The following is a 20,535-nucleotide window of genomic DNA, read 5'->3' as shown; positions in this document are numbered from 1 at the left end:
GCCGAGGATGGTCCCGGGAGGCTTCGCCTAGTCTGGTCTATGGCGCCGCACTGCTAATGCGGTTTGGGGTAACCCCCCATCCCGGGTTCAAATCCCGGAGCCTCCGCAAGGCCGAGCCTCTTGAGGATCGGTTACAATTTAATACACGCGCTCGTAGCTCAACGGATAGAGCATCTGACTACGGATCAGAAGGTTGCAGGTTCGAATCCTGCCGAGCGCACTGACTCAGGGCCCCTGTGGAGAAGTTTTCCACAGGGGCCCTGATCTCATTTCCGGCCGTGCCAGTGCCGACCCAGATCGTGGACAACCCCGCTGAGCGGACACTACGTTGAGATTCGCCGGTGCTGGTCGACTTCGGTGTGGCCGACGAGTTCTCGCGGGCCCTTCGATGAGCGGCCGCAAGCTCAACACGAAAGGCCGGGTTTTGGTGAACACCACTGTCGAGCAACAGGTCCGCGAGTACTACGACCACGCAGGGCCCGCCTACCACGCGCTCATGGGGCAGTTCTGGCACCACGGAGACCTGGAAGCCGAACGGGCGGGGTTGTCGCCCGAAGAGGCGGCGAAGGCGTTGGCGCGCAAGCAGATCGACGCGGCCGGGTTGCGGCCGGGCGGGACCGGGCTGGACTTCGGCAGCGGCGTCGGCGGGACGGCGGTCTACACGGCCTCGGTCTCCGGGGCGAACGTCGTCGGCATCTCCAACAACGAGTGGTTGTCGGCGCAGGCGCGCGCGTATGCGGCCGAGCAGGGGATGAGTGAGCGGGCCGCGTTCCTGACGGTCGGCGACGAGGACTACAAGACCCTGGTCGCGTGGCCGGCCGGGTCGCTGGACATGGTCAGCTTCTACGAGTCGGTGTGTCATCTGCCCGAGAAGGCCGCCTTCTTCACGGCGGCGTTCCGTGTCCTCAAGCCCGGTGCCTGCCTGGTCGGGGTCGACTGGATCCGGCGGCCGTTCGGCGAGCACCTGACCGAGGAGCAGATCGCGCCGTTCATCGGGCCGGTGGAGCAGGTCATCTCCATCCCGCGGCTCGGCACGCTGGACGAGTACCGCGAGATGATGTCGGCCGCCGGCTTCGTCGTCGAGGCCGCCGAGGACCTCTACCCGGACGTCGAGTGCTGGGGCAGCACGCCGCCGGACGACGGCCAGGGCTGGGGTGAGTACGCCGGCGAGCAGAACACCGTGATCCACGACGGCAAGCGCGTGCTCGACGCCGCTCGGGCCGCCGGTGTCTTCTCGGTCGCGCGGTGGGTCGCGCGCAAGCCCGGCTGAGCCGAGCGAACCCCGGCCCCGTCCGCACGGGGCCGGGCCGCACATGACGGCATCATCGAAGGATGACGGTTCTGGCAGGCAAGGCCGTGGTCATCACCGGCGCCGGACAGGGCTTGGGTCGGGCGTTCGCCGTCCACGCGGCGGCCGAGGGCGCGGCGGTGGTGATCAACGACGTCGACGAGCCGCTTGCCGGGCAGGTCGCCGACCTGATCACGTCCAGGGGCGGCAAGGCCGTCGTCAGCGCCGGGCCGGTGCAGGATCCCGATCAGGCCGAGGCCATGGTCGGCACCTGCACGGCGGCGTTCGGCCGGATCGACGGGCTCGTCAACAACGCCGGCATTCGATACCAGGCCGAGATCGGCCAGGACGATCCCCGGGACATGCGCGAGCTCATCGAGATCAACGTGCTCGGCACGCTCTACTGCACCAACGCCGCGGTGAGGAGCATGGGCAGGGGTTCGATCGTCAACCTCGGCTCGGTCGCGATGGTCGGGCAGCCGACCGCACTCACCTACTCCGCGTCCAAAGGGGCCGTCGCGAGCATCACGGCCGGTGCGGCGGCGGAACTCCACGACAAGGGCATCAGGGTCAACGCCATCTGCCCGGTCGCATGGACACGCATGGCCGCGGCCGACACCTTGGCCGGCCCGAGCGGGCCGCCGCCGGAGACGATCGCGCCGCTGGTCACGTACCTGCTGAGCGACCACGCGGCGAGGATCACCGGGCAGCTCATCCGGTTCGCCAATCAGAAGCTGCACGTCATGGGGCAGACCTCACCGAGGGAACCCGTTCTCGAACGCGAGGCGTGGGACGTCGACTCGATCGCCGAGGCCTTCGAGCGGCAGCTCGTGCCGGAGGACCCCGCCAGGGTCCGATGGGGTGTCGGAAGGTGACGCACGCCTGATCTCCAGGCAGAGTGGCGGCGTGGAGCAGCGGGAGATCATGCAGCGGGCGCTCGGCGTCCTGACGCTCACCTACGACGGCGCCGGATCCAACGACTACCTGCGCATGGCCCTCAAGTCGTTGCAGGAGGGCGTGTTCAGCTACGAGGTCAAGGTCGACGGCGAGCTCAACGAGGCCGGGCAGCAGGCCCTCAAGCAGGCGATGGACCAGGTGCTGTCGCAGTTCGGCTGGTTCACGGCGGGGCTGCTCTACGCCTTCCACGGCGTCGCTCAGGCGTACGAGAACGACTACGAGGAAGCCGACGTGCAGGAGGTCCTGCGGCAGCTCGCGATCAGGCTCGCCGACTGACCAGCTCGGCGCGCACGCCGTCGGAGAACGGGGTCCACGCCTCGACCGCCCACGGCCCGAAACGCAGGTCGGTCAGAGCCACGCAGGCCGCGGAGATCTCCGGATCGACCCACAGGAACGTGCCGGACTGCCCGAAGTGGCCGAAGGTGCGCGGTGAGAAGGAAAGTCCCGTCCAGTGCGGTGACTTCGAGTCGCGGATCTCGAAGCCGAGCCCCCAGTCGTTCGGCTTCTGCATTCCGTAACCGGGCAGCACGCCGTTCAGGCCGGGGAACACGACGGACGTCGCCTCGGCCACCAGCTCGGCGGAGACCAGGCGTGGCGACAGCAGCTCGGCCGCGAACAACGCCAGGTCGGCGGCGCAGGACTCGGCACCGGCCCCCGCCGAGCCGACCAGCGCGGAGGAATTCATCCCCAGCGGCGCGAAAACAGCCTCGTGCAGATAAGTCGCGAACGGCATCTCGCACGCCTCGCCCACAAAAGACGCCAGCACGTCGAAGCCCGCGTTCGAGTAGATCCGGCGGGTACCGGGAGTGGCCTGCACCTCGGCCTTGTCGAACGCGTAACCGGCGGTGTGCGCGATCAGGTGCCGGACCGTCGAACCCTCGGGGCCGGCCGGCTGGTCCCACTCGACCGCGCCCTCCTCGACGGCCACCAGCACCGCGTACGACGTCAGCAGCTTCGTGACGGACGCGAGCGGGAACACGCGCTGTTGATCACCCAGCGACCCGGTCACGCCGTCGGGGGTGACCACCGCCACCGCCACGTTCCCGACAGGCCAGGTCGACGCAACTTCCACGCTCCGCATGGGACAGACGTTAACGTCAGGGGGTGACAGTCCGGGAACTGATCGTCCTGGGAACGGCCAGCCAGGTCCCGACCCGCCAGCGCAACCACAACGGCTATCTGCTCAGGTGGGACGGCGAGGGCTTCCTGTTCGACCCAGGCGACGGCAGCCAGCGGCAGCTGCTCAGGTCGGGCGCCGCTGCGAGCGACATCACCCGGATCTGCATCACCCATTTCCACGGCGACCACTGCCTGGGCGTGCCCGGCATCGTCCAGCGGCTGTCCCTGGACCGCGTCCAGCACACCGTCCACGCGCACTACCCGCTGTCGGGCGCGCACTTCTTCGAGCGCCTCCGCTACGCCAGCGCGTTCTACGACGCCGCGGACATCAAGGAGGTGCCGGTCGTCGAGGATGGCGAGATCGCCAACGGCAGGTTCGGCCGGCTCGAGGCGTACGCGCTCGACCACGGCATCGACAGCGTCGGCTACCGCCTGGTCGAACCCGACGGCCACCGCATGCTCCCCGAGAAGCTCAAGGAGCACGGCATCCAGGGCCCGGCGGTCCGCACACTCCAGCAGCAGGGCGAGTTCGAGGGCGTCAAGCTCGCGGACGTCAGCGAACCCCGCAAGGGCCAGCGGTTCGCGTTCGTCATGGACACCAGGCTCTGCGACAACGTCTTCGAGCTCGCCGACAACGCCGACATGCTCGTGATCGAGTCGACGTACCTCGCCCGCGACACGAAGCTCGCCGGCGACCACGGTCACCTCACCGCCCAGCAGGCCGCCCGCGTCGCGCGGGACTGCCGCGTCCGCAAGCTGGTGCTGACGCACTTCTCCCAGCGCTACGACGATCCGGCCGAGTTCCTCGCCGAGGCCGCCGCCGAGTTCGACGGCGAGATCGTCATCGCGAAGGATCTGGACCGGGTACCGGTGCCGAAGCGAGCCACTGGTCCCTGACGATCTCCGTCAGCGCCGACGAACGAGGCTCCCAGCCCAACGCTCGCAGCCGTGACGCGTCGGCCCGCAGTGAACGGATCTCCCCGGGGACTGCGGGCTTCCACGTCACGTCGACGGTCCGTCCGGTCACCTCGGCGACGGCGTCGAGCACGTCCCGGACGGAAGCAGCGGTCGCGCCGACGTTGTAGACCGACGACGTGCCCACGGAACATGCCTCCAGAGCCACGACGAAGGCAGCAGCAACGTCGCGTACGTGCACGAAGTCGCGCACGGCCCCGCCGTCGCCGTAGACCTCCATGCCGGGCACCGTTCCGGCGGCGCACGCCACGGCCCGCGTGATCACCCGAGTGGTGTCCGTGTCACCCCCTCCAGCGACGTTGAACAAACGGAGAGTGGTCGCCCCGATCTGCCCGGACCGCGCCGCCCACGCCACGAGGTCCTCCGCGGCGGCCTTGGAAGCGGCGTAGGGGGAGGACGGTTCCCGGACCGAGTCCTCGGTCAGGACGGCGTCGGAAGGCCGGTACACCGTGCCAGTCGACGCGAGCAGGAATCGTTGGCCCTTCAGGGCTTTGAGCAGATTCAGCGTCCCGCCCACGTTCGTCTCGTAGTACGGGAGTGGATCAAGAAAAGACTCCCGGACACGGGCCACGGCGGCCAGGTGGACGACGGCGTCCACGTCGTCCAGCTCGAACGGCTCCGAGAGGCGTTGACGGGACAGAACAGGTTCATGACCATGAACCTGCAGCTCACGCACCACGGCGCGGCCGACGTACCCAGTGGCACCGGTCACCAGAACTCGCACGAGTTGACCCTAAAGGTCGACGGCGACTACGCCGATAACACACGAGTGAGTTACCCCCATCGCGCTGTGCACACAAGCATCGCCGGACTCCTGCACGATCACGCCGTGCTCGAGTTCAAGCGGCAGGAGTTCCTGCGCAACGTGGCTGAGATCGTGGGAGCCGCACCCGCGCCCCAGTCCGCAGAGCTCACGGCGCCGCTGCCGTCGATCAACCCGAAGCGCAGCTTCCTCAACCGCGTTGACCAGGTCCTCCGGGACGCGGCACGCTCCCGGTGAGCACCCGGGCCGACTGCTGATCCACTTGCTTCGACGCCTGAGCCGACAGGCCCGTCGCAAGATTCATCCGGCCGTTGCCGGACCGTGCTTCGACACACATACCGGGTGGCTCTACGCTACGCGTCACCCGGCGATCGCCGGTCACGTCCTCCGCTTCTCTTAAGCGAGTTTTCGGCGATGAATCATGTCCTCTCAGCGCTCAACGAGCGCCTCGGAAGGTTGTTCGGTGACCGGCTGGTAGTTCTGGCCGGCGGTACGCGTCTGGCGAAGCGCGCGCATGAGCTTCATGCGCTCGGTGCCCGCCATACGCTCGTGCTCGATACCGACGATCATGCCCCGCTTCATGATTCGGTGATCGCGCGCTGGGTGTCGCTGGGCATCAAGGGCAGTCTCGTCGCCGTCGAGCAGCGCCGCCTGGGCAAGCTGCTGACCAAGCCGGGCGCCGAGGTCAAGGCGATCCTGAGCGACTTCGACGCCGACGGTGAAGCGGTCGTGATCAGCACGCCCTACAACGAGATCAGCTCGTTCGAGGGCCGCCCGGTGCTCAACGCCCGGCAGCACGACTGGGTCGCGCTGGAGAACAAGACCACCATCGACGCGCTCTGGGACGAGCTGTCCGCCCGCCGCGCGCCCGCGATGGTGTTCGACCTCGACTTCGAACGCCTCTGGGGCGCCTCGGAGATCCTGGACCGCGGCGCGGGCGTCGTCTGGTCCGGTGACGGCCCGGCGATCAACGGCGGTGCCAACTTCGTGCGCCGCGTGCGGTCCTACGAGGAGGCCAAGGAAGCCTTCGACGTGCTCGCGCCGAAGTGCGACCAGGTCCGCGTCATGCCGTTCCTGGAAGGCATCCCGGTCAGCGTGCACGGCATCGTCTTCCCGGACGGCACCGCGGTGCTGCGTCCGATCGAGATGGTCGTGCCGCGCCGCCAGGGTCAGGCCAAGTTCCTCTACGCGGGCTGCGCGTCGTACTACGACCCGCCCGTGTGGATCCGCGACGAGATGCGCAACCTGGCCCGCCGCGTCGGCGAGCACCTGCGTGGCACCGTCGGCTACCGCGGCACGTTCACGCTGGACGGCATCGCGACCGAGGACGGCTTCCTGCCGACCGAGATCAACACCCGCTACGGCGGCGCGATGGTGTGCTTCGAGGACGCGGTCCCGACGCTGCCGCTCGCGCTGGTCCAGGTCGCCCTGGTCGCCGGCTGGGACCTGGGCATCTCCTCGATGCAGTTCGAGGAGCTCGTGCTGCAGGCCGCGGACAACCACCGCGCCGGGGCCGTGGGCGCGAACGTGCGGGCGGTGCAGCCGACGACGGCCGACGAGCGCCGGGTGATCTTCACCGGCTGGGCGTGCCGGCTCGCGTACGCCGACGAGGCCGCGCACGCGACGCTGCGGCTGAGCCCGTCGCCGATCGGCGGCCGGCTCGACCTCGACCTGCACCGCGAGAACATGCCCGTGGGCGCTCCCGTGGCCGCGCTGACCGTCGCCGCGTTCGCGCTGGCGGACCAGGAGTGGGGCACTGGCCTCGGCGCCCTGGAACCCGCCATCGCGGTCGAGGACGAGGCCCGGGTCGAGCAGGTCATCGAAGAGGCCGTCACCGCGTAAGCGCGGTCACCAGGCGCCCTCGTCGCCGTACGCGGAGATGAGGGCGAACCGGTAGCCCATCAGGGCGGCGGCGACCTCGCGGGGCTGGTGCACCGGACGCACCAGCCCTTCGCCCAGCACCTTCGGCAGGTCGACGCCCAGTAACTCCGGCGAGTCCTTCAGCAACGCCACGGCGATCTCGGCGGCGTCCGCGAGCATCTCCTCGCCCGGCAGTTCGACCATGTCGTTCATCAGGCCGCCGACGAACGGCGGCAGCTTCTCCGGCACCGCGCAGGCCAGCGCGACCAGGCACGCGACCCGTTCGGACGCCAGCGCCTCGAAGATCTTCGGCGCACCCTGGGCGACGGCGTGCCGGGTCTGCGTCAACCAGTCCGGAGCCGTGCGAGGCAGTTCGCGGCCGAGGGCGTTCCACCTGCGGTGCGTGCGCCGTCCGTCCTCGGTGAACCCCTTGCCCGCCAACGCCATGGCGGCCAGCAGGAAGATCACCCGGTCCCGCACGTCCCCGGCGACCTTGTACGAGGCTCCCAGTTCCACCAGGAACGGCACGGTGCAGAACGAGGCCTCGGACACCGTGTCGTCGGTGAGAATCCGCTCAGCGAGCTGTGAGAGCGCGCTCTGCCGCTCGTCCTCGCTGGGGTCCATCAGGGAGCGCAGCAGGCGGGGCACGTGACCGGCGCCACCCCGGCCGTCGTAGACCTCGCTCCAGGAAATCCTGTCGAGTCCGCGCAACGGGTCAGGCCGTTGCCAGGCGCGCGGCAGCTCCATAGGCGGGAAAGGTACGGGATGTCAGGGAAAGGTCCTCGGCGCCTCGCCCGTACGATCTCGCCGTGTCCTTCTCGGTGGCCGACATCTTCTCGGGTGCGGGCGGCATGAGCTTCGGCTTCCACGCCCACCGCGACTTCCGGGTCGTCGGTGCCGCCGACGCGCAGATCGGCAAGCCCAGCTCGAAGCTGGGTTCGTTGCGCTGCAACGACACCTACCGCGCGAACATCGGCGTCGACCCGCTGGAGGTCGACCTCGCGAAGGTCTCGCCCGCGGCGTTGCGCGAGGTGTGGGGCCTGCAGCGGGGCGAACTGGACGTGCTGCTCGCGTGCCCGCCGTGCTCGGGCTTCAGCCGCATCACCTCCCAGAACCACCTGCGCGACGACCCGCGGAACTCCCTGGTCGGCCGGATCGCGGTGTACGCGCAGGAGCTGCGCCCGAAGGTCGTGCTGATGGAGAACGCCCGCGAGCTCGTCAAGGGCAAGCAGCGCCACCACTTCGACAGCCTCGCCGAGGAACTCACCCGAATCGGGTACTCCGTCTGGGGCGGCACGCACATGCTGTCCAGGTTCGGCCTGCCGCAGCTGCGCGAGCGGACGTTGATGGTGGCCGTCGACGGCGGCCTGCCGCTGCTCACGCTCGACGACCTGTGGGCGGGCCGGGTCATCCGCCCGTCGGCCGTCACGGTCCGGCGCGCGATCGGCAAGCTGCCCGTCCTCGCGGCCGGCGTCGCGGACCTGGAAGACCCCATTCACGTCTCGCCGACCTTTTCCCAGGACCGCAGTCTCGAAAGAATGCGTGCAATTCCGGCGAACGGCGGATCGTGGGCTGATCTGCTCCGCTCACCGGAGACCGCGGAGTTGCTGAACCCTGCCCAACGCAAGATCGTCGAGCAGCAGAACTGGGGTTCGCACCCCGATGTCTACGGCCGGTTGTGGTGGGACGAACCGGCCCGAACGATCAAGCGGGAATGCGGCCACGTCGGCAACGGGCGCTATGCCCACCCGGTCCAGCACCGCCTGTGCACGGTCCGCGAGATGGCTCTGCTGCAAGGGTTCCCGCGCCGGTTCAAGTTCGACGTCTCGATTCTGGGGAACGCCTACCGGCACGTGGGCGACGCCGTCCCGCCGCTGATCGCCTACCAGCTGGCCGGGCTGACCAGGTGGATTCTCACCGGCGACCGCCCGGAGCCCAGGGAGATGTGCCTGCGCGGCACCTCACTGCGTCCCGGCGACATTCGTCCGGCAGAAGTTACCGAAATGGTGGCCTAGGTCTTGAACCGATCGCGGCGATCATCCGTAGCGAAACGCCGCGCTCGATAACTGTTCGGCAACGAATTTAACGTCACCTGACGGAATGAATGCATCGCAACCCTATCCACTGTGGACACCGCGAGTATGTTTTCGCTGCTCACTGGCTGTGTAGCACCCTCTTCTTACCTCACTCATACGTGTGTCACCCCATCGGCTAACGTCCCGCTCGCTTCCTGTCGGTTCAGTGTCGATGACGACGTGCCGGCCGTCCCGACGGATGACGACTTCCCGCCGCGTTCGGGCTAACTTCAGTGAGCAAGAGGAGACCAATGGCTTCCCGGTTCAGGATCGGCACGGCGCTGCTCGGCGCCACCGCCGCCCTCGCGTTCTCGGCCCTTCCGGCCCACGCCGACGTCAAGATCACTCCGGACCGCGGTGGCCAGGAGCAGGGCCACAACGTGTGGCTCAAGGACGGCGACAAGGACCAGAAGCAGGACACCTGGGTCATCAAGCTCCGCATCGAGGACGACGAGAGCCGCACCAACGTCCTCGCGTACTGCGTCGAGCTGCCGACCCCGCTTGAGGACGGAGACGTCCTCAAGGAGGTGCCGTGGGACAAGCACCCGAACCCCAACACCAAGTTCAAGGGTGAGAACCCCGGCAAGGTCCTCTGGATCCTGAACCGGTCCTACCCGAACAAGTCGGTGGAGGAGATCCGGAAGACCTTCGGGATCGACAAGCTCGACAAGCAGGACGTCATCGCCGCCACGCAGGCCGCGCTCTGGCACTTCTCGGACGACGCGAAGCTCGACGTCGACAACAAGAAGAACGACGCCGAGGTCGTCGCCCTCTACAAGAAGTTCGTCGCCGAGGCCAAGGTCGAGGAAGCGCCGAAGCCGACGCTGACGATCGACCCGGAGTCGAAGTCGGGCAAGCCGGGCGAGAAGATCGGCCCGTTCAAGGTCACGACCACGGCCAACGAGGTCAAGCTGACCGCGAACCTGCCCGAGGGCGTCACCATCGTCGACGCGCAGGGCAACCCGCTCGAGGTCAAGCAGAAGGCTGACGGCGTCTCGATCAAGGGCACCGAGAAGATCTCCGAGTTCTTCGTGAACGTTCCGGCGGACGCGAAGGACGGCCAGGCCGACTTCAAGCTCTCCGCCGAGGCCGAGATCGCGCTGGGCCGCCTGTTCGTCGCGCACAACAAGGACTCGAAGAACGTCGCGCAGTCCCTCGTCATCGCGCAGCCGCAGAAGGCCAAGGTCGAGAAGCTGGCCAAGGCCGACTGGAAGGTCGGCGTCGTGCCGACCACCACGACCACGACGGCTACCACCACCACGACCACCACCACGGCGCCGGAGACCACCACTCCGGCCACCTCGACCACCCCGGCCAACCCGGCTCCGGGTGGCGGCGAGGACGACCTCGCGTCGACCGGTGCGTCGATCCTGTGGCCGCTGCTCGGCGGTCTGGTCCTCGTCGGCGCCGGTGTCGGTGCGCTGTTCGTGGTCCGTCGCAACAAGGCCGGCGCCTGATCTAGGCCGCTAGCCCCCAAGACGAACGCCCCCTGGTTCCGCGCCGGAGCAGGGGGCGTTTGCCTTTCCGCAGAACGACCTACCGGCGGCTGAAGCCCGCCACGTAGATGTCGCCGTCGGCGATCGCGACGTCCCGGTTGGACGACGCTCCCGAGAAGATCGCGCGGGCGGGATCGCGGAAGTTCTCGACGATCTCGACGCGCTGCACCGGCTTGGCCGTCGGGATGACGGTCTCCGGCGACCAGAAACGGCCCAGCCGCACCAGGTACGTGTTCACGTTCGGCTTGCCGTCCTCGGTGGCGTAGACGCGCCAGGTGAACGGATCCACCTTCTCGACCTCACGGGTGCGCAGGCCCCGTGCGACCTCCCTGGTCTCCCAGCTGCGACCGTTCCAAGTGGACATGTAGTTACGCAGCGGGCCACCGGCCTCGTCGCCCATGAACCACAACAGGAACGGCTGCCCCAGGATCGTGCCCACCTGCTGGATGTAGTCGGGCGACTTCACCTTGTTCGGCAGGGTCAGCGGGGTCTCCGCGACCTTCAGGTGCCTTTCCTGGTCGGCGTCGTCGATCTGGGTGCCCAGGTCCTTGCCGGACGCCGAGTAGAAGTGCCGGTTCTGCGGGTCGAACCACGTGTAGTAGATGTTGCGGTGATAGCGGTCGTGCTTGTTGCCCTCGGGCCCACCGCCCGCGAGCGTGTAGACGATCCGCACGCGGCCGTTCTCCTCCTGGCGGAGCTGGCCGATGTAGATCTCGTTCATGTTGTCCGCGCGGGCGGTCGAGCCGATCGCGAAGCGGTCCCCGGTCACGTCCGTGGAGGTCTTCCACGTCTTGCCGTTGTCCTTGGACACCACGTAGAGCATCGGACGTGTGTCCGTCGGCGTCGTGCCGTCGAGGTCACGCGTCGTCTCGCGGTAGAACACGTAGATCGTGCCGTCGCGCGTGACGAACGGCATCGGGTACGTGGCCGCGTTCTTCGAGATCAGCGTCTCTTCCCAGACGCCGTCGGCCGAGTGGGGCTCGGGCGAACGGGACATGCGCAACTCGACGTTGTGCATGCCGCGGAAGATGAGCAGGTGCCCGTCCTTGGCCTGGACCATGGTCGGATAGTTGTGCGCGTCCGACGCACCGTCCGCGATCCGGTTCGGAGTGGACCAAGTGGACTTGCGGTGGTCGTACGACTGGACGTAGCTGTCCTCGTACTGACCGGCCCACGAGATGAACGTCTTGTCCACCTTCTTGTCGTGGACACCGCCTGCGACCGGACGCCGGTCACTGCGGGCCGCGACGCTCGTGGCCGTGGTCGTCACCGTGAACTTCGCTTTCCCCTGAACATCGGCCGTGGCGTTGGCCGAGGAGACCGCGACGAGCGGCAACAGCAGTACTGCGGACATAACTCCACGCAGGAGCCGTGTCATGCAACTTCCTCCTGGTTCTGACCGCGACGGCGGCCGACCAGGCGGCGGTGACGACATCTTCGTTGTCGCCGAGCCGACTTGTCCAGGCACGGTTAACGTGATCGCGGCTATCAACACGCGGGGCCTACTCGGGTACCCTGCGTCAGGGACGAGGGAGCACCACATGAACTTCGACGAGATCAAGAACAAGGCCATGGACCTGGCCGAGCAGAACCACGAGAAGGTCGACCAGGGCGTTGACGCCGCGGCGGACTTCGTCGCCGGCAAGTTCGGTCACGAAGACCAGGTCGACTCGGTTGCCGAGAAGATCAAGGACATCCTTCCAGGTGGATGAGTGAACTCCTTCAACACCACTGACGCGGGGCGGGTCACCTCCACCGGAGAGACCCGCTCTCCTTCTGCCCGCCGGCCGGACATGATCACCTGGCAGGGCATCCACGAGCCGCGCCTCGAGCAGGTCCGCCTGCTCCTGTCGAGCGACCAGCGCCTCCGTGCGTCGGGCCGTCTCGTCGCCGCCGGCCCCAACGAGCAGTTCAACGCCTCCTTCGAGGTGTCCGTGGGCGAGAGCGGCCAGGTGAACCGGCTGCTGCTGCGCACGGCGACAGTGCTGGAAGAGCGCCAGTGCTCTCTGTCCCGCACCGAGGACGGCGCCTGGCTGGTCGACCACGGCCAGGGCAGCAAACGCGAGACGTTCAACGACGCGCTGGACGTCGACGTCCAGTTCGCCGTGCTGTTCAACGCCATCCCGATCCGCAGGCTCGGTCTGCACCGCGAACCGGGCGAGCACGCGCTGCCCGTCGTGCGGGTGTCGCTGCCGGACCTGTCGGTGAAGGCAGTCACCCAGACCTACCGGACCGTGTCCGTGGGCGACGAGGTCTCGGTGGTGCGGTTCAAGAGCGGCGGCTTCGAGCAGAACATCAAGGTCGATCCCAACGGCCTGGTGGTCGAGTACCCGCTGATCTCGAAGCGGATTTAGAACCGCTCCAAGAAGTACTTCCTTCGTGGCGAGTCGCATCCAAACGATGGAAGGTGGCGGTTCGACCTTCTAGCTTCCGACCATGCCGAAACGATTTTCGAGCGTGGTCGGTCGCTCGTTCGGTGATGGCGTCCGCGACGCCATCCGGTCCACCGGGCTCACGCAGCGGCAGATCGCCGAGTTGCTCGACTGGGAAGAGGCCAAGCTCTCCGACCTGGTCAATGGCAAGGGCGGGGTCACGGAGGTCGAGCTGGCGATGCTCCTCGGCCTCTGCCGGGTTCCCGCGGAAGATGCGCGCTACCTGCTCGCACTGTTCAGGGAGTCGCGGGAGAAGGGCTTCCTCGTCTTCCCCGAGGACGGGATCCCGGATCAGGTGCGCTCACTGATCGATCAGGAGCGCCTTGCCAACAAGATCACCATCTGGTCGATGAACGTGATCCCCGGCCCTCTCCAGATTCCCGACTACATCCGCGCCCTCATCGAACGGTCCGTTCGCGCCAAGACGGTGAACGCCGAAGAGGTCGTCGCTGCCAAGACTGCGCGCCAGGGAATCTTCCACTACAGCAGGGACTTCATCTTCTACGTCCACGAGCAGGCCCTGCGGCTGCCAGTGGGTAGCCCCAAGGTGATGCAGGACCAGTTGCTCCACCTTCTCGCCATGGGCAACCGGAACTACATCACCATGAGGGTCGTGCCCTCCTCCTTCGGAGCGCACGCAGGGCTCTCCGGTTCGTTCCGCCTCCTCAACTACGAGAAGTACGAGCCGGTGGTCTTCACCGAAACCGAGAACACCAGCCTCTTCGTTGAGGACAAGGCGTCTCTCACCACCTACGTCGACGTGCTCAAGTTGCTCGACGGTCAAGCATTGGATGCGGAACAATCGAAGGAGCTGATCACCAGCATCCTGGCTTGAGGAGGCCCTCGGCATGTCGATGTGGCGTAAGAGCAGCTACAGCCCGGTGGACAACTGCGTCGAGGTTGGTCGTGGTGTCGGCATCCGCGACAGCAAGGCGCCGACCACACACCTGCCCGTGTCGGACAAGGCGTGGTCGGCGTTCCTGACCGAGGTGAAGTCCGCTCGCTAGAGCATCTCTCCCAGCACCTCGGGGTCGATGACGATCGGCGCCGGCCGGTAGGCGGGCGGCTCGACCCCCATCAACGCCCGGACCAGGAAGTCCCAGGACCGCGTCCGCACGTAGGCGAGCCGGTCGAGGAGCAGGTGCTCGGCCCCCGGCACGATCACCAGATCGAAGTCCTTGCCGGCGGCGATCAGCGCGTCGGCCAGCCGCAGTGACTGGTCCGGGTGCACCGTGTCGTCCAGTTCGCCGTGGATGAGCAGCAGCTTTCCTTCGAGCCTGGCCGCGATGCCGACGTTCGACGCCCGCGTCCAGGCCTCAGGGTTGTCCGGGCCGTCGACGGTCTCCGCCCATCCCTGCATGAAGCACGTGGCGTCGTGCGAGCCGGACAACGAGACACCGGCCTTGAAGATCTCCGGGAAGTCCAGCATCGCTCGTGCCGCAGCGAATCCTCCGCCGGAGTGGCCCATCACGCCCACACGGGAGAGGTCCATCCACGGCCGCGACTCCGCCAGCTGGTGCAGTGCCGCGACGTGGTCCTCCAGACTGCCCGCGTCGGCCAACCGGCCGTACGAGGCGTCGAGGAAGGCCTTCGAACGGCCCGGCGTGCCGCGTCCGTCGAGTGCGACCACCACGAAACCGACCGCTGCCAACGGTTCCCCGTCCAACCCCATGCCGCCGGGTTCGAAGCACGGCTCGACCCTCGTGACCTGCGGGCCGGGATAAATGCTGTCCACCACGGCATAGCTCTGCGCCGGGTCGAAGTCGCGCGGCTTGTAGAGCACGCCGTAGATGTCCGTGGTGCCGTCGGCTGCCTTGACGCGGAAGCGCTCCGGTGCGGTCCAGCCCGTGGCGATCATCCGGCTGATGTCGGCCTTCTCCAACGAGACCAGCACCTCTCCCGTCCAGGAACGCACGGTCGTCACCGGCGGCGTGTCCACAGTGGACGCCGAGTCGACGAAGTACTCGCCGTTCGGAGCCACCGTGACGACGTGGTCCAGCGAGTCGTCCGTGACGACCGTGAAGCCGGTGCCGTCCAGTCCGATCCGGCACACCGTGCGCCGGTACGGGTCCTCCGCGACCAGCCCGCCGGCCGTGAACGAGACGAGACGGTTCGTCTCGTCGACGTGCAGGATCTCGCGGACCAGCCACTGGCCGGTGGTGACCTGGCCGAGCAGCTCACCCGTGTGCAGGTCGTAGCGGTAGAGGTGGCCCCAGCCGTCGCGCTGCGAGAACCACAGCACCTCGTCGGCCAGCACCCGGACTAGCGGCGTGCCGTAGATCAGCTGGTTGGGGGCGACGCGGTTGGTGCCCGTCTCGCTGAGCACGACGGTGACCTCGCCCGTCGAAGCGTCCATCCGGTTCAGGGTCAGGGCGCGCTGGTCGCGGGGGCGGGTGAGGAAGTAGACGGTCGCGCTGTCCTCGGACCACCACGCCCATCCGGCCGCGATCGGCGAGACCTCCGGCATGAGCAGTGGGTCGCACTGGGCGTGGACCGTCCTGCCCGCGGCGATGTCGAAGACGACGAGTTCGGCGAACGGCAGGTCGGCGTCGCCGGGGTAGGCGTAGCGCTGGGTGTGCGTCACCGGGGCGCCGCCGTCGGCCGGACGCGATTCGATCAGGTGGGTCTGACGGACTTTGCGCTGGTCGGTGCGGTGGGCGAGCACCTTCGCCGAGTCGGGCGACCAGGCCAGGGCCGGGGGCATGTGCGGCAGCCCGAACTTGCGCATCAGCGTGCTGTAGCTCAGGACGTCCGGGCCGTAGCCGTACCCGTAGTCCTGTTCGCCGTCGGTCGTGAGCGCCCACTCGCGTTCACCGGAGCGGGCCCACAGGTCCTGGCCACGCCGTGAGACCGCGACCTTGCCGTCGGGGGAGGAGACCTCCAGGGGGTTGCCCGGCGCCGCGACGAACGGCATCGGGTCGAAGCCGGGGGTGCGGGTGCCCGCGGCCGGGTCGACGACGATGAACTGCCTGTCGTCGCCGTCGCGGACCTGGTACCAGAAGCGCCGGCCGTCTTCGATCCATTGTGGACGGACCTTGTCGCCGACGACGAGCTCGCCGGGGCGGGCGATGCGGCGGAGGAGTTGTTCTGCGGCTTGGTAGTTGGCTGCGGTGCTCATGTTTTTCTCCCCAGAAGTGTGTGTGGTCAGAGGCTGCGGGCGGTGATGTCGCCGTACGACGTGGTGGCGCGGATGGTGATGTCGGCCGTGCCGTCGTTGCGCAGCGAGTTGGTGATGCGGCCGAAGGAGGTGCCGGCGTCCAGGGAAGCCGAGAGTCCGGAAGCGACGGTGATGTCGCCCTTCTGGGTGCTGATCTCTGCGGAACCGTTGAGGCGGCCCACCGTGACGTCACCGGCCTGCGTCTTCACGTGGACGTTCGACGCCTCGTCGATCTTGATGTCGCTCTGCGCGGCCTCGAAGGCGATGTCGCCGAGCCGGCCGACGCCGCGGAACTCGGCGCTGGCGGCCTTCGCCTCGACGCGGGAACCGGTGGGCAACTGGACGGTGATCTCGACGGCGCCGGACGAACCGAGGATCTTGCTGCCGGCCTCGGCCCTGATGCGCAGGACGCCGTCGGCGAAGTCGACCGCGATCTTGTCGGCGGCCTTCACGTCGCGGCTCTGCGAGGCGTTGGCCGGCAGGACCTCGACGGCGGTGTCGGAGCGGTCGGCGGCGATGAACCGGACGCGGCCCGCGGGGATGTCGAGGAGGGCGGCGATGGGGGCGGGGGTGGCGAAGGTCTGCATCTCTGGCTCCTGTGGCTCGTTGTTTCTGATGAGTGAAAAGCTACGTTGCGTTTCCAGATCTCGCCAACAACTTCGTTGCGACGAGAACGCATAACAGCAGCTAAAAGCCACAAGATCGTTGCAACGGGTTGTAGATCTAATGCAACGCGCGTTGCAATGAAGCGTCAGTGAACGCTATGATCGGCGCATGCCAGGAGGTCGACTCACCCAGCAGGAACGTCGCCAGATCGCCCTCGGCCTGGCCGACGGCCTCGCCTACGCGGAGATCGCGAGAAGCCTCGACCGGCCGACCTCGACGATCACGCGCGAGGTGATGCGCAACGGAGGTCCGGCCGGCTACAAGGCCGACATCGCCCACCTAGCCACCGAACGCCGGGCCCAGCGCCGCAAGCAGGCCGCACCCCGGCGGCAGGTGGCCGACCGCTCTGACGGGCGCGACCCGGAGGCCGTGCGGGAGTTCGAGGAGGTGTTCTCGGGCATCTTCATAGGCCAGGGCCTGCCGAAGATGACGGCGAGGGCGCTCGCGAGCCTCTACGCCACCGACTCCGGCAGCCTGACCGCGTCAGAACTGGTGGGGCACCTGGGGGTCAGTCCGGCGTCCGTCTCGAAGGCCATGTCCTACCTGGAGAGTCAGGGCCTGATCGGGCGCGAGCGCGACGAACGCCGCCGTGAGCGTTACGTCGTCGACGACGGCGACATCTGGTACCAGTCGATGATCGCGAGCGCGGCCGGCACGACCACGCTGGCCGAGGCCGCGCGCCAGGGCGTCAGCAGCCTCGGCCCCGGCACGCCCGCCGCCGTCCGGCTGGAGAACATCGCACGGTTCCTGGACTTCGTCAGCGAGGGCATCGTCCGCGCCGCCGAACAGGCGCGCGACATCCTGCACTCCAAGCCCTAGACCCTCACCGCGACCGCCACGCCCTGGCCGACGCCGACACAGGCAGCCGCGATGCCGACGCCGCCACCACGAGCCCGCAGGTGGCGGCACAGGTCGATGATCACGCGCGGCATAGAGGCGCCGAGCGGGTGCCCGTAGGCGATCGCGCCGCCGTGGACGTTGACCTTCTCCTTGTCGATCTCGGGAAGGTGGTGCACCACCGACAACGCCATCGCCGCGAAGGCCTCGTTGATCTCCCACAGGTCGACCTGACCGGCCTCGATGTGCAGGCGCTTCAACAGTTTCCGGATCGCCGAGACGGGCGCGATCGTGAACCGGTGCGGCTCCTCGCCGGTCGCCGCCGATCCGAGCACCTCACCCAGCGGCTCGACACCCAGTTCGGACGCGATCGCTTCCGTACCAAGCAAAGCAGCGAGTGCCCCGTCGTTCAACGGCGACGCGTTGCCCGCCGTCACCGACCCGGTCTCCGAGAACGCGGGCTTCAGCTTCGCGAGCTTCTCGAGGCTGGTGTCCGCACGGACGTTCTCGTCGCGCCGGATCGCCGTCCCGTCCGGCAGCTGCACGGGGAACGCGAACCCCTCGTGCACGCCCGCGTCCCAGGCGGCAGCGGCGCGACGGTGCGAGCGGAGGGCGAAGTTGTCCATCTGGTCGCGCGTGATGCCGAGTTCGTGTGCCACGTTCTCGGCGGCCAGCCCCAACGGCACGGTGTAGTGCTTGGGCATGCGCGGGTTCACGAGTCGCCAGCCCAACGCCGTCGACACGGTCTCCAGCCGGTCCGGGAAGGCCTTGTCCGGGCGGGCCGTCACGAACGGCGCCCGCGACATCCCCTCGACCCCGCCGGCGATGATCAGGTCGGCGTCCCCGGTGATCAGCGCCCGGGCGCCCTGGATGATCGACTCACCGCCCGAGGCGCACAGCCGGTTCAGCGTCACGCCCGGCACGGAGACCGGCAGTCCCGCCAGCAACGAGGCCATGCGGGCGACGTTGCGGTTGTCCTCGCCGGCGCCGTTCGCGTCACCCAGGAGCACGTCGTCGATGCGCGTCAGGTCGAGCGACGGATAGCGGCGCAGCAGGTCGACGATGGGCAGCGCCGCGAGGTCGTCCACCCGGATGCCGGAGAGACCTCCCCGGTACCTGCCGAACGGAGTGCGGGCGGCGTCGATGATCAGTGCGCGTGCCATGTACTCCATCTTGGAGTATTCACGGCTTGAGCAAAAAAGGAACGTAACCCGTCTCGGGGTGCACCTCTGAATCGGTGCTGAAGGCCTTCACCTCGATGGCGTGCGCTCCGGCGGTCAGCGCGCCCGTGTTGAGTGAAATCCGCCACCGGCCCGCTGCGGCAGGTCCGTCCGCCGTGGTCGGGATGGTCGCGACGTGGTTGCCGTCGAGCCTGATCTCGAACCCGGCGAGGCCCGCCACGGACGTGTCGAGGGCGTTGACGCGCACCTCCAGGACCACGCGGCCGCGGTTGAAGGCGGCACCGTTCTCGATGGGCTGGCCACCGGCGTCGAGAATCTCGGGGATCGGGTCGGCGAGCGTCGGTTTCGCATCCACCAGCGGAGCCTCGGACTCGCGCCGGGCACTGCTCTTGGGGCCGGTCAGCTCGACGTCGGTGTGGGTGATCTGGACGCGTTCCTCGGTGACGAGCTGGACGTTCAGGTTGTCCGTGAAGGCCTCGGCCGGCAGCTCGGCGACGGCCGGGTACTCCGCGCCCGGCTTCCACGGCGAGCCCTCGACGGCCGGCCTGAGCGGCACCTGGATGCCGTTGACCTTGACCGCGGTGATGGGCTCGCTCTCGCGTGACGGGATGATCGCGATGCGCAGCTGACCCGCGGTGACGTCCGCGATGGGGTTGGTGCTGGTGCTGACCGGACCGTCCACGCGCACCTGCGGCGTCGGGCCGGTGAGCGGGACGTCGGCCTTGGCGGTGCGGTAGCCGATCAGGTCGACGCCGGCGCGGATCCGGTCGCCCGCCAGCGCCGCGACACCGATCAGGGCTGTCGCCTCGCGCCACTGCGGCACGAACGGCGAGGTGGCGAGGACGTCGCCGTCGCGCACGACCTGGACACCGGCGGGCGTCAGCACGAGCTCCCAGCGCACCGTCAAGCCCGGCACCGCGGCCGGGACGGGCTTGACCGTCGTGCCGTCCGGGACGAGCTCGACGATCGAGTTGCCGGAGTTGTCCGTGGAGATCGTGGCGCGGACGGTGTTCGGCGGCACCGGTTCGCCCTGCACGCTGACCGGGCCCGGCACGAGGTCGAGCAGCAGCTTGCCGCCGGTGCTCGGGGCGTCGGTCTCGATCACGAGGCGGCTCTCGTCGTCGTTGCGGACGAACGGCGTGCGCGACCTCAGCGTCACCGCGCGGGTGCCGCAACTGCTGCTGATCACGAGCCGGTCGTCGTCGTCCCCGTCGCCCGAGGTGGCGCGGGCGCAGTCGGTGCGCTTGGAGAGCCGCCACCGTTGCGGATCGGGTCCGGTCCGGCTGTCGAACCGGTCGACGAACGTGTACGGGGCGTTGTCGGCGCGCGGGGTCGCCTTGGTCGTGACGGGCTGAGAGCGCTGGCCGAACGCGTCGACCGCACGGATGTCGATCTGCTGCTCGCGCCCGTTCTCCAGGCCGTTGAGCTGGGTGCCGGGCCGGGTGACGAGCCTGACCTGCTCGCCCCACCGCACCTCGTACGCGGGCGCGTCGCCGGTCCAGTTGAGCCCGATCTTGTGGTGGCCGGCCCGCGCGACGACGCCGGCCGGGGTGGCCGGGCGGTTCTGCGGGCCCGGCACCAGGAACTTCTCCGCCGCGTACGCCTTGAGCTTCGTCGGCGGCGGAGGAGCCGTGGGCAGGTCGCCCCCGCCGGTGTCGCGCAGCACGATCACGCCCGCCACCAGCGCGAGTCCCGCGACAACGAGGACGACCCGCTTCATAGCGGTCAC

22 protein-coding genes and 2 tRNA genes are annotated in these 20,535 nt (G+C 68.4%); 15 read left to right on the top strand and 9 right to left on the bottom strand.

The window, feature by feature from the left end; translation table 11 throughout:
* Positions 1-16: 16 nt before the first annotated feature.
* The 5 genes from IG04_RS0117225 to IG04_RS0117205 all read left to right on the top strand — a co-directional run bounded on the left by IG04_RS0117225 (position 17) and on the right by IG04_RS0117205 (position 2,521).
* Positions 17-106, top strand: a tRNA-Ser gene (locus IG04_RS0117225).
* A gap of 41 nt (positions 107-147) precedes the next feature.
* Positions 148-220: transfer RNA gene (locus IG04_RS0117220), tRNA-Arg, on the top strand.
* 168 nt (positions 221-388) lie between these two features.
* Positions 389-1,270 carry an SAM-dependent methyltransferase gene (locus tag IG04_RS0117215; protein WP_030477674.1) on the top strand — a complete coding sequence of 294 codons (882 nt, stop codon included), beginning with the start codon at positions 389-391 and terminating at the stop codon, positions 1,268-1,270.
* 62 nt (positions 1,271-1,332) lie between these two features.
* Positions 1,333-2,163 carry an SDR family NAD(P)-dependent oxidoreductase gene (locus IG04_RS0117210; RefSeq protein WP_030477673.1) on the top strand — a complete coding sequence of 277 codons (831 nt, stop codon included), beginning with the start codon at positions 1,333-1,335 and terminating at the stop codon, positions 2,161-2,163.
* Positions 2,150-2,521, top strand: coding sequence for a hypothetical protein (locus tag IG04_RS0117205; RefSeq protein ID WP_030477672.1), 372 nt, complete (start codon positions 2,150-2,152; stop codon positions 2,519-2,521). The genes IG04_RS0117210 and IG04_RS0117205 overlap by 14 nt, the downstream gene beginning before the upstream one ends.
* Here IG04_RS0117205 and IG04_RS0117200 read toward each other — a convergent pair.
* Positions 2,505-3,326: a serine hydrolase domain-containing protein gene (locus IG04_RS0117200; protein ID WP_030477671.1), complete on the bottom strand. Its 822-nt coding sequence runs from the start codon at positions 3,324-3,326 to the stop codon at positions 2,505-2,507. The genes IG04_RS0117205 and IG04_RS0117200 overlap by 17 nt on opposite strands.
* Before the next feature lie 23 nt (positions 3,327-3,349).
* On the opposite strand from IG04_RS0117200, the gene IG04_RS0117195 reads away from it, so the two are divergent.
* A complete protein-coding gene (locus IG04_RS0117195) occupies positions 3,350-4,261 on the top strand; it encodes a ribonuclease Z (RefSeq protein ID WP_030477670.1) in 912 nt (303 codons plus the stop codon).
* Here the strand turns inward: IG04_RS0117195 and IG04_RS0117190 are convergent.
* The gene (locus IG04_RS0117190; RefSeq protein ID WP_030477669.1) at positions 4,206-5,063 is read right to left on the bottom strand and encodes an NAD-dependent epimerase/dehydratase family protein; all 858 of its coding nucleotides are present in this window, start codon (positions 5,061-5,063) and stop codon (positions 4,206-4,208) included. The genes IG04_RS0117195 and IG04_RS0117190 overlap by 56 nt on opposite strands.
* Before the next feature lie 105 nt (positions 5,064-5,168).
* Between IG04_RS0117190 and IG04_RS0117185 the strand changes: the two genes are divergently transcribed.
* Positions 5,169-5,339, top strand: coding sequence for a hypothetical protein (locus IG04_RS0117185; RefSeq protein ID WP_157512940.1), 171 nt, complete (start codon positions 5,169-5,171; stop codon positions 5,337-5,339).
* Positions 5,340-5,531: 192 nt separating this feature from the next.
* Here IG04_RS0117185 and IG04_RS48140 read toward each other — a convergent pair whose 3' ends face one another.
* Positions 5,532-5,672: a hypothetical protein gene (locus tag IG04_RS48140; protein WP_245816627.1), complete on the bottom strand. Its 141-nt coding sequence runs from the start codon at positions 5,670-5,672 to the stop codon at positions 5,532-5,534.
* A gap of 18 nt (positions 5,673-5,690) precedes the next feature.
* On the opposite strand from IG04_RS48140, the gene IG04_RS0117180 reads away from it, so the two are divergent.
* Positions 5,691-6,944 carry an ATP-grasp domain-containing protein gene (locus IG04_RS0117180; protein WP_245816625.1) on the top strand — a complete coding sequence of 418 codons (1,254 nt, stop codon included), beginning with the start codon at positions 5,691-5,693 and terminating at the stop codon, positions 6,942-6,944.
* Positions 6,945-6,950: 6 nt separating this feature from the next.
* Here IG04_RS0117180 and IG04_RS0117175 read toward each other — a convergent pair whose 3' ends face one another.
* Entirely contained in the window at positions 6,951-7,709 is a 759-nt protein-coding gene (locus IG04_RS0117175) for a hypothetical protein (protein WP_030477666.1), read from the bottom strand.
* A 62-nt stretch (positions 7,710-7,771) separates the two neighbouring features.
* Here IG04_RS0117175 and IG04_RS0117170 point away from each other — a divergent pair, with 62 nt between their 5' ends.
* On the top strand, positions 7,772-8,977 hold the full coding sequence (locus tag IG04_RS0117170) for a DNA cytosine methyltransferase (RefSeq protein ID WP_030477665.1): 1,206 nt from the start codon (positions 7,772-7,774) through the stop codon (positions 8,975-8,977).
* Positions 8,978-9,288: 311 nt separating this feature from the next.
* Positions 9,289-10,494, top strand: coding sequence for a thioester domain-containing protein (locus IG04_RS0117165; protein ID WP_030477664.1), 1,206 nt, complete (start codon positions 9,289-9,291; stop codon positions 10,492-10,494).
* A 79-nt stretch (positions 10,495-10,573) separates the two neighbouring features.
* Here the strand turns inward: IG04_RS0117165 and IG04_RS0117160 are convergent, their stop codons facing one another.
* Positions 10,574-11,887, bottom strand: coding sequence for a BNR-4 repeat-containing protein (locus IG04_RS0117160; protein WP_245816623.1), 1,314 nt, complete (start codon positions 11,885-11,887; stop codon positions 10,574-10,576).
* Between the two features lie 187 nt (positions 11,888-12,074).
* Here IG04_RS0117160 and IG04_RS45300 point away from each other — a divergent pair, with 187 nt between their 5' ends.
* From IG04_RS45300 to IG04_RS45295, 4 genes are all read left to right on the top strand, one after another.
* Positions 12,075-12,245, top strand: coding sequence for an antitoxin (locus IG04_RS45300; RefSeq protein WP_084402023.1), 171 nt, complete (start codon positions 12,075-12,077; stop codon positions 12,243-12,245).
* Complete coding sequence (locus IG04_RS0117150) at positions 12,246-12,887, top strand: putative glycolipid-binding domain-containing protein (protein WP_051770076.1); 642 nt, start codon at positions 12,246-12,248, stop codon at positions 12,885-12,887.
* Positions 12,888-12,969: 82 nt separating this feature from the next.
* Positions 12,970-13,800: a helix-turn-helix domain-containing protein gene (locus tag IG04_RS0117145; RefSeq protein ID WP_144065617.1), complete on the top strand. Its 831-nt coding sequence runs from the start codon at positions 12,970-12,972 to the stop codon at positions 13,798-13,800.
* A 13-nt stretch (positions 13,801-13,813) separates the two neighbouring features.
* Entirely contained in the window at positions 13,814-13,972 is a 159-nt protein-coding gene (locus tag IG04_RS45295) for a DUF397 domain-containing protein (RefSeq protein ID WP_084402022.1), read from the top strand.
* Here the strand turns inward: IG04_RS45295 and IG04_RS0117135 are convergent.
* Entirely contained in the window at positions 13,969-16,083 is a 2,115-nt protein-coding gene (locus IG04_RS0117135) for a S9 family peptidase (protein WP_030477660.1), read from the bottom strand. The two genes, IG04_RS45295 and IG04_RS0117135, sit on opposite strands and share 4 nt — an antisense overlap.
* 26 nt (positions 16,084-16,109) lie before the next feature.
* Positions 16,110-16,709 (bottom strand): DUF4097 family beta strand repeat-containing protein, encoded by a 600-nt coding sequence (locus tag IG04_RS0117130; RefSeq protein WP_030477659.1) that lies wholly within the window; start codon positions 16,707-16,709, stop codon positions 16,110-16,112.
* Between the two features lie 187 nt (positions 16,710-16,896).
* Here IG04_RS0117130 and IG04_RS0117125 point away from each other — a divergent pair, with 187 nt between their 5' ends.
* The gene (locus IG04_RS0117125; protein WP_030477658.1) at positions 16,897-17,607 is read left to right on the top strand and encodes a GbsR/MarR family transcriptional regulator; all 711 of its coding nucleotides are present in this window, start codon (positions 16,897-16,899) and stop codon (positions 17,605-17,607) included.
* Here IG04_RS0117125 and IG04_RS0117120 read toward each other — a convergent pair.
* Both IG04_RS0117120 and IG04_RS0117115 read right to left on the bottom strand, forming a co-directional pair.
* Positions 17,604-18,788, bottom strand: a complete 1,185-nt coding sequence (locus IG04_RS0117120; RefSeq protein ID WP_030477657.1) for a thiolase family protein — start codon at positions 18,786-18,788, stop codon at positions 17,604-17,606. The two genes, IG04_RS0117125 and IG04_RS0117120, sit on opposite strands and share 4 nt — an antisense overlap.
* Before the next feature lie 19 nt (positions 18,789-18,807).
* Positions 18,808-20,526 (bottom strand): hypothetical protein, encoded by a 1,719-nt coding sequence (locus IG04_RS0117115; protein WP_030477656.1) that lies wholly within the window; start codon positions 20,524-20,526, stop codon positions 18,808-18,810.
* Between the last annotated feature and the right edge of the window lie 9 nt (positions 20,527-20,535).

It is taken from the genome of Lentzea albidocapillata (assembly GCF_000719115.1).
In the GTDB taxonomy this organism is placed as follows: Bacteria; Actinomycetota; Actinomycetes; order Mycobacteriales; family Pseudonocardiaceae; genus Lentzea; species Lentzea albidocapillata.
The sequence above is the reverse complement of the archived record's forward strand: the minus strand, read 5'-3'. Positions and strand labels throughout refer to the sequence as shown.